The organism is Euzebyella marina (genome assembly GCF_003687485.1).
GTDB classification, from domain to species: Bacteria; Bacteroidota; Bacteroidia; order Flavobacteriales; family Flavobacteriaceae; genus Euzebyella; species Euzebyella marina.
Genome location: NZ_CP032050.1, coordinates 779,729 through 792,873, shown reverse-complemented (window position 1 = coordinate 792,873; position 13,145 = coordinate 779,729). Strand labels below are relative to the sequence as shown.

General features: G+C 43.8%; 8 protein-coding genes. 4 read left to right on the top strand and 4 right to left on the bottom strand.

The annotated features are described in order from the left end of the window. The first annotated feature begins 2 nt into the window (after nt 1-2). The 4 genes from D1013_RS03235 (at nt 3) to D1013_RS03220 (ending at nt 6,932) form a co-directional block, all read left to right on the top strand. On the top strand, nt 3-3,140 hold the full coding sequence (locus tag D1013_RS03235; RefSeq protein WP_121847515.1) for an efflux RND transporter permease subunit: 3,138 nt from the start codon (nt 3-5) through the stop codon (nt 3,138-3,140). A 33-nt stretch (nt 3,141-3,173) separates the two neighbouring features. Next, the gene (locus tag D1013_RS03230) at nt 3,174-4,247 is read left to right on the top strand and encodes an efflux RND transporter periplasmic adaptor subunit (RefSeq protein WP_121847514.1); all 1,074 of its coding nucleotides are present in this window, start codon (nt 3,174-3,176) and stop codon (nt 4,245-4,247) included. A gap of 41 nt (nt 4,248-4,288) precedes the next feature. Next, a complete protein-coding gene (locus tag D1013_RS03225) occupies nt 4,289-6,442 on the top strand; it encodes a DUF5916 domain-containing protein (RefSeq protein ID WP_121847513.1) in 2,154 nt (717 codons plus the stop codon). 187 nt (nt 6,443-6,629) lie between these two features. Then, nucleotides 6,630-6,932, top strand: a complete 303-nt coding sequence (locus tag D1013_RS03220; RefSeq protein ID WP_121847512.1) for a PepSY-like domain-containing protein — start codon at nt 6,630-6,632, stop codon at nt 6,930-6,932. 105 nt (nt 6,933-7,037) lie between these two features. On the opposite strand, the gene D1013_RS03215 is transcribed toward D1013_RS03220, so the two are convergent. Genes D1013_RS03215 through D1013_RS03200 form a run of 4 tightly spaced genes read right to left on the bottom strand, consistent with a single transcriptional unit; the run spans nt 7,038 to nt 13,116 of the window. Then, the gene (locus D1013_RS03215; RefSeq protein ID WP_121847511.1) at nt 7,038-10,121 is read right to left on the bottom strand and encodes an efflux RND transporter permease subunit; all 3,084 of its coding nucleotides are present in this window, start codon (nt 10,119-10,121) and stop codon (nt 7,038-7,040) included. A gap of 11 nt (nt 10,122-10,132) precedes the next feature. After that, entirely contained in the window at nt 10,133-11,638 is a 1,506-nt protein-coding gene (locus D1013_RS03210; RefSeq protein ID WP_121847510.1) for an efflux RND transporter periplasmic adaptor subunit, read from the bottom strand. Between the two features lie 12 nt (nt 11,639-11,650). After that, nucleotides 11,651-11,911, bottom strand: coding sequence for a hypothetical protein (locus D1013_RS03205; protein WP_121847509.1), 261 nt, complete (start codon nt 11,909-11,911; stop codon nt 11,651-11,653). Between the two features lie 20 nt (nt 11,912-11,931). Next, nucleotides 11,932-13,116, bottom strand: a complete 1,185-nt coding sequence (locus tag D1013_RS03200) for a TolC family protein (protein WP_121847508.1) — start codon at nt 13,114-13,116, stop codon at nt 11,932-11,934. Between the last annotated feature and the right edge of the window lie 29 nt (nt 13,117-13,145).

Here is a 13,145-nt window from a genome sequence, read left to right as displayed (position 1 = left end):
AGATGATCAAACTAATAATATCTGCACTGCGAAAACCCATAACCGTCATGGTAACCCTTTTGGCCATCGTGTTTTTTGCGGTATTGTCAATCCGGAATATGTCAGTTGATATATTCCCAAAACTAGGCACCCCCACTATTTATGTGGCCCAAACATACGGTGGTCTTGCTCCTAATCAAATCGAAGGATTTATGACTTCTTATTACGAGTACCATTTTCTGTATATCAATGGGATAAAGGAAGTGGAAAGCAAAACTATTCAGGGCGTATCCTTGATGAAGCTCATTTTTCATGAGGGCACCGACATGTCTCAGGCTTTGGCGGAAGTGGTAGCCCAGGTCAACAGATCCAGGGCCTTTATGCCTCCGGGGACAGTACCTCCGTTCATCACGCGTTTTGACGGAGGGGGTGCACCAGTAGGCCAACTTGTTTTTAGCAGTGAAACCAGGTCATTGGGTGAAATACAAGATCTTGCACTCTTTAAGGTACGTCCAAAATTTGCTTCAATACCGGGTGTGTCAGCCCCCCCCCCTTTTGGAGGAAACCAGCGTACTGTACTGATTAAGGCAGACCCTTCCAAACTGCGCAGTTATAATATCAGTCCGGATGAACTCGTCATGGCTATTGCCAAGAACAATACCATTTCGCCTGCCGGAAATATCCGAACTGCGGACAAACTTTTGATTGCTAACCAAAATACGGTGGTCAGCAATATCCAGGAACTGGCCAATATTCCCTTAAAGATGGGCTCCGGGCCCTCGGTATATGTAAAGGATGTAGCTGAAGTACAAAATGGGTCTGATGTTGCATCAGGATATGCCCTGATCAATGGCAGCCGCTCAGTGTACATTCCTGTAACCAAACGAGCCAGCGCATCAACCTGGGATGTGGTGAAACGCATCAAGGCAAGCCTGCCGGAAATGCAGGCTGCTGTGCCGGACGATATTAAAGTGAGCTATGAATTTGATCAGTCGGGCTATGTAATCAATTCCCTGAAAAACCTGTCCTTTGAGGGAGCTCTTGGAGCAGTGCTTACTGGCCTTATGGTACTGCTGTTTCTTGGTGACAGACGAAGCGCGCTAATTGTAATTCTTACCATACCACTTGCCATATTATCGGCAGTAGTGTGCCTTTATCTGGCTGGACAGTCGATCAATATCATGACATTGGGCGGACTGGCGCTGGCAATAGGTATTCTCGTGGATGAATCGACCGTGACAATAGAGAATATCCACCGACATCAGGAAATGGGCAAGAAAAAGGGCCGTGCCATTCTGGATGCCTGCAAAGAAATTGCATTGCCCAAACTTCTTATCCTGACCAGCATTCTTGCCGTGTTTGTTCCTTCCTTTTTTATGACTGGCACTCCCAGGGCCATGTTCTTACCGCTTACATTGGCTGTAGGTTTTGCCATGATTGCTTCATTTCTACTTTCTCAAACAATGGTTCCTATTCTTTCCAATTGGTTTCTGAAAGACCATATTACTCAAAATAAAGAAGGAAAATTCCAACAGTTTAGAAACCGGGTTGTAGGATATACAAAGGGTATTACAAACAGGAGCAAGTGGGCCATCGGTATTTACCTGATAACCACTATTGCCATGCTTGCGGTACTCTGGCAGTCTACTGGTACGGAGATATTTCCAAAAGTCAATTCCGGGCAGTTGCAAGTTCGTTTAAGAATGCCTGACGGAACCCGCATTGAAAATACGGAAAGGAAAACAAAGCAGTTTCTGGAAGTGGTAAACGAAGTGGTTGGTAAAGAAAATGTTGAGATTACATCGGCATTTGTCGGTATCCAACCACCCAGCTACCCGGTCAATACTATCTTTCTCTGGACAGGTGGGCCACATGAAGCTGTTATAAAGATCAAGCTACAGCAGACAGGAAAGCCCCTTGATGAAATTAAAGAAAATATCAGAAAAAAGGTAACAGAAATCATACCTGAAATGCAGCTCTCTTTTGAACCGGCTGACCTGGTTGACCAAGTAATGAGCCAGGGAGCCAACACATCAGTAGAGATAGCTGTTCAGGGCAAAAACCTTTCGGAATCACGTAAATATGCCCAAGAAATAAAGGACAGGGTACAAACCGTATCGTTTATGCGTGATGTGCAATTTGGTATTCCACTTAACTATCCATCCATAGATTTACAATATGACCGTGTCCGGGCAGGCCAGTTAGGCCTAACAATTGAAGACATTAGCCGCTCTGTAACAGCCTCCACCTCTTCCAGTCGTTTCACCCAGCCCAATTATTGGTTGGATGCCGGATCGGGCAATGCATACCAGGTCCAGGTAGAATTTCCTCAATATATGGTGGATCAACCCGATGATGTCGAAAAAGTTCCATTAAAGTCGGAAAACGGGAAAACCGTCTATGTGGGCGATGTGAGTAAATGGGAACCTTCTACCATGATTGGGGAATACGACCGTCTGAACCAACAACGGTTCATTACCATCACCGGGAACCTGCATAATAAAGACCTGGGAAGTGCCATTAAAACGCTTAAAGATGAAGTAAATGCTATGGGTGAACCACCCGAAGGGATGAGTGTTAAATTCAGAGGACTTGCTGAACCGCTCTCTCAAACCTTTGATGAATTGAGTACCGGCCTTTTACTGGCAGTAGCCGTGATATTTCTGCTGCTGGCAGCCAACTTTCAGTCATTCCGGCTTTCCTTCGCAGTGCTATCCACTATTCCTGCCGTAGTTGCTGGTTCGTTCCTTCTGATTTGGATAAGCGGGAACACGCTCAACATTCAATCTTTTATGGGCAGTATCATGGCTATAGGTGTGGCAGTGGCCAATGCCATATTATTTGTTACCATAGCAGAGCATTATCGGAAAGAACAAAAACAAAACCCTCACCTGGAAGGGATAAAGGATCGCCTGAGGCCCATACTCATGACCAGCATAGCCATGATAGCAGGGATGCTACCGATGGCGCTAGGGCTGGGTGAAGGCGGCGAACAAACAGCCCCGCTTGGAATTGCAGTGATAGGCGGATTGTTGTTCTCCGTGTTTGCAACCGTATTCATCTTGCCGTCCGTCTATTGGCAGGTTTCCGGAAGAAGACTTTATAAGAGCCCGTCACTTGATCCAGATGATGAGCAGAGTACATACTTTGAACAGCAATAACTTCAAACCTGAAAAGAGTAAAATTTAAGAATAATGAGAAAATATATAATACCGATTTTATATGCAGCCATCGTTTCAGCCTGTTCAAGTAGTGTTGAAAACAATAAGATGGAAAGCAAAAACGAGTCGTCAAAAAAAGTAGAAACCATAAAGTTAAGCTTTGATAACTCCAGACATACCCTGATGCTTCCTGCGGAATTATTGGCTTTTGAAAAAGCTGGTCTGAATGCCAAAGTACAGGGGTATGTTACCGAAGTGCGGGTAGACATTGGAGATAAAGTAATGAAAGGAGCAGTCCTGATCAGGATAGAAGCACCAGAAATTCAGGCAGCCTATTCAGAAGCGCAGAGCGATGTAGAGTCAGCCAGAGCGGACTATATGAGTAGTGAGGATACGTATACCCGATTGCTAAAAGCTTCCGAAATACAAGGTACGGTCTCAGAATCCGAACTGATTAAAGCAAAAAACAAAGCCATGTCGGACAGCACTCGGCTAAAAGCATTGGATTTTACCGCCAGAGCTAAACGGCAACTCCTTAATTATCTCACAATTAGGGCGCCATTTACTGGGGTTGTAACGCAAAGAAATACAGATCCCGGAAATCTTGTGGGAGATATAGATAACCAACCTTTACTGATAATCGAAAACAACCAAAAATTGCGTTTGAAGCTACCAGTTCCTGAGGCCTTGACCGGAAGTTCCATAGCAGAGGATTCTACTTCATTTAGTGTAGAACCATTTCCCGGAAAAGTATTTAAGGCAGATTATTACAGGCGAGCCAAAAGTATAGATCCGGACACCCGTACAGAGATGTGGGAATTTCTTGTGGATAATCAAAAGGGTAATTTGAATGCTGGACTTTTTGCGGAAGCTCAATTAAGCATCAAACGTCCGGATGGAAGTCTGTGGGTACCTCATAGTGCGGTCTTGACCACCCTCCGAAGAAAAGCTGTGGGAAAAGTAGCGGATGGCAAACTAAAATGGGTAGAAGTCAGCACAGGCATGAAAGATGAAGATATGGTTGAGATTTTTGGCGCACTTGATGAAGGGGATCAAATCCTTCTGCAGCCCAATGAGGAGATGTCCGAAGGTCTGCCTGTAAACTAGTTCCCACATTTCTACAGAATCGGTTTCTATTTTAGGAAAATATGAAAGGACTATTCTTTGTCATAGGTTTACTGATGATTGTAGAATGCAGCATGGCCCAGGTAAGTTTACCAAACACGATTTATGCAAAGTATACAGATGATGCAATTCAGCTTGATGGAAGATTAGATGAACCTGTTTGGGAAAATGCTGTTCGCATAAGCAATTTTACCCAACGCGAACTGAATGTTGGGGAGCCGGCAACTGAAAAAACGGAAGTGGCCATTGTCTATACGGCCAATACCCTATACATCGGATTTTGGGGTTTCGATAGGGAGCCGGATAATCTTGTAGCCCGCGAAATGAAACGGGATTTCAACTGGGGTGTAGAAGACAACTTTGAGGTCATCATAGACACTTACGATGACGACAGAAACGGATTTCTGTTTGTAATCAATCCTAATGGTGCCCGTGCCGATGCGCAGATTTTAAACAACGGTAGGTCTTTTAACAAATTTTGGAATGGTGTATGGGATACCAGAACAGCGATAACGAACGAAGGTTGGTTCGCGGAAATAGCCATTCCTTTTTCTACCCTGAAGTTTAAAACGAATTTAGATCAGCAGGTCTGGGGTATCAATTTTGAGCGCAATATTCGCAGAAAAAGGGAACAATTACTATGGCAGGGCTGGTCTCGTGATTCCGAACTAGAGCTGGTGAACAGGGCTGGTACTTTGACCGATCTCGACAATATCAAAAGTAAAACTTTTATTGAAATCAAGCCTTATTCAATCGGGGGTGCGGAATTAACACCAGAAAAGTCTGAGGGACAACTGAATGCCGGTGGCGACATCAATTACCTTATCACACCTACCCTCCGTATGAATCTGACCATTAATACAGATTTTGCACAGGTTGAAGCCGACAGACAGCAGATCAACCTTACCCGATTTCCACTGTTTTTCCCTGAACGAAGGGAATTTTTCCTTGAGGGACAAGACTATTTTGATATGGGTATGGGAAACCGCATAATCCCTTTTTATAGCAGGCGGATCGGATTAGCCGAAGATCGCTCTACGGTTCCAATAATCGCAGGGGCAAGGGTATTGGGTAAAATGGGAAATACTACGTTGGGTGCTTTGTCCATGCAGACAGCCAGTAGGGACAGCATACCCTCTACCAATTATACAGTTGTAAGCTGGAGGCAGGATGTCTTGAAACAATCTTCCATAGGCATTTTATCTGCCAATAAATACGAAAATGGACGATGGCATAGCACAACCGGAGGATATGGGCTTTACAGTATGTCCGAATTATTTGGTGACAAAAACCTGAATATTGGTGCATCATTCACACAAAACATTAACTCTGATGATTTTGATGCCAGGGCCAATGCTCACCGTATTTACCTGAGCTATCCCAACGATAAAGTTGAGTTTGATATGGCTTGGCAAAGAAGTGCCACCCCCTTCAATCCGGAAGTGGGTTTTCTGCGCAGGGAAAATTTCCAGGAGTTTTATACTGAACTTGAATGGAAACCCCGACCTAAAAACCATTTCAAATGGATACGACAGTTCAGTTTTAAAGGGTTGGACATGAATTACTTCATTTTTGACGACACAGGTGAACTGCAATCATTTTTCTACGAAATCAGACCATTAGGCTTTGAAACACGTAGTGGGGAATCCTTTGAGTTTAACCTCCAAAGGAGAGCGGAAGGTCTGCGAGAACCATTTGAGATTACGGAAGGAATTGTCATTCCTGAAGGAGAGTATTGGTACAACCGTATGGAAATACAAGCCGCTACTTTCAGCGGTCGAAACTTTGCACTCGATACGTATTTTAACTGGGGAAACTTTTTTAAAGGAAAGAGTACCCAAAGTGCTTTTGAGCTATCATGGAGAACAAGCCGTTATCTAAAGATCGCTGCTAACTACGAAAAAAACTGGATTGACTTGCCGGAAGGAAGCTTTGATACAGACCTGATCGGTAACCGTATAGAGTATGCCGTAAACCCGAATCTATTCGGCTCCCTGTTTTCCCAGTGGAACAGTGAAGATGAAGAAGTACTTCTGAATTTCCGTTTGCAATGGATTCCAATTATCGGAGCTGATTTCTTTTTCATCGTCAACCAAGCTTACGACACTTCGGGAAATAGCTGGACACTTGAAAGAACAACTATTTTGGGCAAACTGATATGGAGATTTGTGATTTAAAAAGAAAACTACCAGATACCTGTTTAATGTGGTACAATGTAGGTAATTGATTTTATTTGAAATAGTTAATTCAAGTAAGTTCGCAACACAGATGAGACAATAAATCTTCTCCTTGTAATCCCGAATTTCTACAGAATCGGTTTGTATCATTGAAATGGGTTTTAGTAAGAAATAAAAAAAGATTATTATGCGATTTAAAAATGTATGCTTTGTAATACCTTGTTTGTTATTCGTGGCTGTAACAGTAAGCTGCGAAAACAAGAACCACAATTTTAAAGAAATCAGCGAAGAGGAAATTGAATATGCTGACTTACCGGCGTCTGTACAGACTGCCTTTGAGAGCTCAGAATACAAGGACTGGGAAATAGAAGAAGTAGAAAAAGTTGAAACCGACAAGGGAACTTTATATGAATTAGAACTGGAGAGCCCGGACGATAAACATCTGGAAATCTACTTCGACCAGCAAGGGAAGGTTGTAGCTACAGAGTAGCATGCAGTATGAACAAGGTGTGGTTAGAAATTATTTCATCGTAAAAATCCTGTCCTTTTAGTTATTAGTACGGACAGGATTTTTAGTTAATCAAAACATTTTAAGCTATTCGGATTTTTTAATTACCAACTCATACACACACGGTATGACTATCAAATTGAGTAAAGTGGCTGACAATAATCCACCCAAAATGACCACCGCCATCGGGCTTTGAATTTCACTTCCCGGCTGCCCGCCTTTTAGCGCAAGCGGAATCAATGCCAATCCTGTGGTAAAGGCGGTCATCAGAATTGGGTTCAATCTATCCAAGGCACCAGCTTTAACCAGTTCTATACCTGTCTTACCTTCCTCTCGCAAATCTTCGTAACGGGAAACCAAAAGGATACCGTTTCTTGTGGCAATACCAAAGAGACTGATAAATCCTATGGTCGCCGCGATGCTTACGATTCCTGATGTAAAGTACACAATGAGAATACCACCAATCAATGCCAAGGGAAGATTAATGAGCACTACAAAGGCCAGTTTTACATTTTTGAACTCATAATAAAGTAACAGGAATATGACACCAATTGCCAAAATAGCGGTAATCAATAACAGTTGCGAGGCTTTGGATTCACTTTCAAATTGCCCGCCATATTGTACGCGGTACCCCTCGGGAAAATCGATGGTGGAATTCACCACATCCTCAATCTCGTTCACGGCACTTCGCAAATCCCTTCCCTGAACATTGGCCGCTACCACGATCTTCCGTTGTACATCTTCACGGCTGATGGTATTTGGACTGCTGACCGATTGAATCATTGCCAGTTCGCCCAACACGGTCTGCCCACCATTTGGCAGGCTAATCAAGATGTTTTTAAAGTTTTCCACGTTGTCACGAAAGGGTTTTTCATAGCGTACCACCAAATCGAAATAGCGCTGTCCTTCATAAATCTCACCTGCTTCTTCACCTGCAAAGGCAATATCTACCTGTTCCATTAAATCACCGACGGTCATACCATACGCTGACAAAATGGGACGCTTGGGTTTGATGCGGATTTGTGGCACTTCAATTTGTTGGTCAACCGCCACATCGGCCAGTCCATCGATGGATTTGATGTTCTGTTCTACCTGTTTCCCCAACTCGAACAATCGTTGTAAATCCGAACCAAAAATCTTGATGGCAATATTGGCTCGTGTTCCAGAAAGCATATGGTCGATACGGTGCGCGATGGGTTGGCCAAGCGTGATATTTACACCAGGAACGACGCTCAACTTGGTGCGGACCTCCTCAAAAAATTCTTCTTTTGATTTGTCTTCCAAAGTAAACGGTACATCGATTTCGCCTGCGTTTACGCCTTGGGCGTGTTCGTCCAATTCGGCACGTCCCGTTCTTCGGGTTACCACATCGACTTCAGGCATCTCCAGCAGTAGATTTTCTATTTGCTTGCCTGCCTTATTGCTTTCTTCCAGCGACATTCCCGGTGGTCCAACCACGGCTATCACCAGCGAACCTTCATTGAATTCGGGTAAAAAACTTCGTCCCAATTGGGTTGCCACGACCAAACTTAACAGGAATGCAACGACCGTTACCGCAATCACGGTTTTTGGTATTTTAATAAACCTATCCAAAGTGGAAGCATAGTGTTTTTGCAACCATTGTTCTACTTTGGTGCCTTCGGCTTGTTTTTTGAGCAGTTTTTCCTTGTTCAATAAATACGAGCACAATACGGGTGTTACCGTAACGGCCACGACCAATGAGGTCAATACAGAGGTTACAAAGGCAATCCCGAGAGGTTGCAACAATCGACCTTCCATTCCGCTTAAAAAGAATAAGGGAACAAAAGACACAATGATGATTAATGTCGCAATGATGATGGAACTCCGAATTTCCACCGAACCATCTCGAACGACTGTAATCATCGATTTCCGCTCTGCTTTTGGCAGTCGGCTGTTTTCGCGCAAGCGCTTATAGACATTTTCCACATCGATAATGGCATCATCGACCAATGCGCCAATTGCAATTGCCATACCGCCCAGACTCATCGTGTTGATGGTATAGCCCATCCATTGTAAAATAATTATAGAGACCAACAGGGATATGGGAATGGCCAATAATGAAATGACCGTGGTGCGCCAGTTCATCAAAAAGATAAACAAAATTATTACGACAAAGAATGCCCCTTCCATTAGTGTCCAATTCAAGTTGCTGATTGACGCATTGATGAAATCCGACGACCTGAAGATTTGACTTTTGATTTCTACAGTTTCCGGTAAGGTTTTTTCTAAATCGGAAATGGCGATGTCCAAATCCTCAGTTAATTTTAGAGTGTTGACATCTGGTTGTTTTGAAATGGTGAGGATAACTGATTTATTGCCGTTCAATGAGCCATCGCCAATTTTATCGGACGCACCGATTTGAACGGTTGCCACATCCTTGATTTTAATAGTCTGCCCATTGATTTGTTTTATCACGGCTTCCTGTAAATCCTCCAAAATGTAGGCCCTACCGCTTCCTTTAATGATGTATTGATTTCCGTATTGGTTCACAATACCCCCTGGTGCGTTTACATTGGCTTCCTTTACGTGCTCTACCAATTCTTGCAAGCTCACGTTGTAGTGCTTCAATTTTTCAGGATTGGCAAATACCTGATACTGTTTGTAGTCGCCACCTATGACCACCACGTTGGCAATGCCACCAATGGCTTTGATACGCGGGCGGATAGTCCAATCGGACAGCGTTCGCAGTTCCATAGGCGACAGACTATCGGACGTTACGCCCAATAGCATAATCTCTCCCATAATGGATGAAATGGGTGCCATTGTGGGTGCCCCAATACCTTCGGGCAAGTTTTCACGCACCATCGGGATACGCTCACTCACGATTTGTCGAGCTCTGTAGATGTCCGTACCCCATTCAAATTCTACCCAAACAATGGAAATCCCTGCGGCGGATGATGAGCGGATACGCCTTACATTGGGCGACCCGTTCATAGCTGTTTCCAATTGGTAGGTGACCAATTTTTCCACTTCTTCCGATTCCATTCCGTGGGCTTCCGTTAAGATGGTTACGGTTGGTGCGGTAAGGTCCGGGAACACATCGACATTCATCGTTTTGGCGTAGTAAATTCCCAATACGCTCAATACGATTGCTCCCAACAAAATCATCAAACGATTATGAAGGGAAAATTTTAATATTTTAGTCAACATAAATCTCCTTTTTAGTGGTCGTGTCCGTGTGCCGGTGTGGTACCGGACATTGATGCCATTTTTACCTGATAGGCTCCTGTAGTGACTACCACATCGCCAACTTCCAATCCTTTTAAGACTTCCACGTTTTTACCGTTGCGTTTCCCGATGGTTATGGGTCGTCTTTCAAAACTTTCGCCACCGAGCTGCAGAACTACCGAGTAATTCCCATAATCTTCCAAAAGTGCCGACTCGGGTACCAGCGTGGTTTGCTCTCCATCGCCCATTGCAATCTGAACCTGGGTCAAGCTGCCGTCGGGAACATTTATAACATCGTTTACCTTGGCAAACACGGATATCAACGGACTTTCCCTTTCTACATCTTTTGAAATGGACAATATTTCGCCTTCGGAATCTGAAATGTTTTTCCAATCACCTTTTTCGGTCTGGTACCACATTCCTTTGATGTTTTGCATCGTCAGGCCATAGGTGGGTGCCACCTGTGATTTCAACACTTTGGACTCATCAGTAGCTACACTTATCAAGACAGCGCCTTGGTCCACATAGTCGCCATTGGATACATTCACCGTTCTGATAAAACCATTAAAGGGTGCACGGATTTGCTTGCTACCACCCGAAACGCCCGAAGCGATGGACTGATATTGTGATTTGGCAATCGCATAGTTGCTCTCCACCTTTTCAAACTCGGATTTTGGGATGATTTTGCTCTCGTAGAGTTCCTTTTTACGGTTGTATTCTGATTGGGCTTGTTCAAATTTCGCTTTCGCGGAAGCGACCTCGGCACTCAGATTGTTGTTCGCCAATCCCTGACTGCTCACGTTCAACAACAATTGTCCCTGTCTGACTTCCATACCTTCGGTCAGGTTGGTCGTGGTAAAATTGACCGTCCCGTTGGCCGTGGCTACCATCGTTTTTACAGAACCTTGAGCAGGTTGCCAAACACCCGATGAAATGATGACATCGTAAATTTCCCCTTTTGTGACCTGCGCCGTTTGAAAGTCGATTTTCCAGGCCTGTTCCTTCAAAAAGGAAATGGGTGCCTCTTCACCTGCATTGCCTATCGCTTTTTGGGCTTCCTCCAAATTGGGATAGACCATCACGTCTTTAATCACGATGTTGTCACTGTATTGCGGTGTGGAAAGGTCGAAAACCAATTGGTGTACACCCGCTTCCTTCGGTTGGATGGTGGGTGAAAAAATTCCTGGGGAAGAAGGGTCATCTGCTGTGGTACGCAAACCATTGTCTCCTTTTATCAAGCTGACTATTACCGAGCCTTCGCGTACGGGTTGGTGGTTATCCAAAACTGTAAAGTGTGCGGCAAACCTGCTGGGTTGCCCGACAATCAATGCCGGGAACTCAACAAAGAGTTCGGTATTGTCCGTCCACAATGTATAATCCAATCTCGGGGTCTCCTCGCCTACGTGGCTCCCGTCAGCGTTGTGGGCGTGTTCATCTTCGTGATTCTGTTTACAAGCTACTGCCATAAAGGCAAGCACAATTATTAAATACTTTTTCATCTTTTTCTTTTATTAATGTTGGTGTCCGTCATCATCGTGGGAATGTCCGTGGTCGTCATCGTGACTATGGCCGTGTTCTTCCTTTTGAAGGGTGTCCTGACCTACCGTAAATTCTTCCTGCTTCAAGTCCTCCTGTTCCATATGAGAGCCGTCCGGGTTATGCTCGTGACCGTGGTCATCTTGGGCTTCTTCCTTTTTTGTTTCCCGGCATCCTGTAAGGCTGATTGCTGCCATTACCATTAGTGCCATTAGTATTTTTGATAAATGTTTCATCTTTTTAATTTTTAAAATTGTTATAACTGATGTATTAATAATTGTGCTTGTAAAAGCTGCAACTGTTTTTCCATTTGCAAAATTCTATCGGTGGCGTCCCGATAGAATTGCACTTCCATATAGTATTCCAAAAACGAGTATTCTCCCAAGCTATAAGCTTTAAAGAGCAATTCCTCACTATTTAGGGTTTCTATGGTGTCCTGATATTCGGTGTACTTCTCGAGCAATAATTGGTACTGATTGTACTCTTGTTGTAATTGGGCATACAGCATTTGTTGTACAACTTGTGTGTTGGACTGCTGGTATTTGTAATTGGCTTCTGCCGCTTTTACTTTGTTTTTACTGTTCCACAAAGGAATGGTCAACCCTCCATAAACACCCGAATAGTTGTTGCCGTTGACCCCTTGGTAATTGTAACCCAATGAAAGGTCTGGCAGTATTTTGGTTTTTTCCAACTTCACGTTTTGTTGTGCTGCGGCTTCATAAGCTTTGAGCTCCAAAATCTTCGGATCTTTGGCCAATTTCTCATTCCATAAATCGGCTACAGTTTGTATCTGAAATGGAATATTCAATTGCAGATTGTCCAACCCAAGCGGTTGATTTCCATTTAAAGCCTGCAAAGCTGTTTTTTGATTTTGGATTTCCGCTTCCAGTTGTTCCACCACAAATTGCTCCTGAATCCAAGCTACCTTAGCTTTGTTGAGGTCTAAAATGCCGACTTGCTCTCTGTTAAAAAGCTCTTGCATTTGTTCATACACCTCTTGGCTTTGTTTCTTTCTTTCATCTTCAATGGTTTTTCGCTTTTGAAGTATAAAGAAATCTATTAACCATTTTTTTGCCTTTAGCAGTATTTCCTGGCGTTTTTCGCCATAGGCTGCCTGCAACTGTTCTGCTTTTAGGTTGTTCCACTTGTTACGGGCTGCATATACCGAAGGAAATTCAAAGGATTGTGAGATTTCGAACTCGGTATAGTCATCGGTTTGATGGTCGCCAAAAGGCAGATAGTATCCTGAAAGCTGTGGGTCGGGCAGGTTGTTGCCGCTCTTGTTTTGAAGCTTTTGGCCATCGATAAGAGATTGATAGGCCTTCAGCTCTATATTGTTCTGTTCTATTTCGTTGAGTAGCTCCCCTATATTTCTATCTTGAGAGAAACCAGTAACGAAGAACAGGCATCCGCATATCGCGGACACGATGTATGTATTCATTGTTTGAAAATTTAGGTTTAATCTTGCCT

Excerpts from the sequence above, each read along its gene's own strand:
- D1013_RS03235 (WP_121847515.1), top strand. The coding sequence starts at position 3 with ATGATCAAACTAATAATATCTGCACTGCGAAAACCCATAACCGTCATG.
- D1013_RS03230 (WP_121847514.1), top strand. The coding sequence starts at position 3,174 with ATGAGAAAATATATAATACCGATTTTATATGCAGCCATCGTTTCAGCC.
- D1013_RS03225 (WP_121847513.1), top strand. The coding sequence starts at position 4,289 with ATGAAAGGACTATTCTTTGTCATAGGTTTACTGATGATTGTAGAATGC.
- D1013_RS03220 (WP_121847512.1), top strand. The coding sequence starts at position 6,630 with ATGCGATTTAAAAATGTATGCTTTGTAATACCTTGTTTGTTATTCGTG.
- D1013_RS03215 (WP_121847511.1), bottom strand. The coding sequence starts at position 10,121 with ATGTTGACTAAAATATTAAAATTTTCCCTTCATAATCGTTTGATGATT.
- D1013_RS03210 (WP_121847510.1), bottom strand. The coding sequence starts at position 11,638 with ATGAAAAAGTATTTAATAATTGTGCTTGCCTTTATGGCAGTAGCTTGT.
- D1013_RS03205 (WP_121847509.1), bottom strand. The coding sequence starts at position 11,911 with ATGAAACATTTATCAAAAATACTAATGGCACTAATGGTAATGGCAGCA.
- D1013_RS03200 (WP_121847508.1), bottom strand. The coding sequence starts at position 13,116 with ATGAATACATACATCGTGTCCGCGATATGCGGATGCCTGTTCTTCGTT.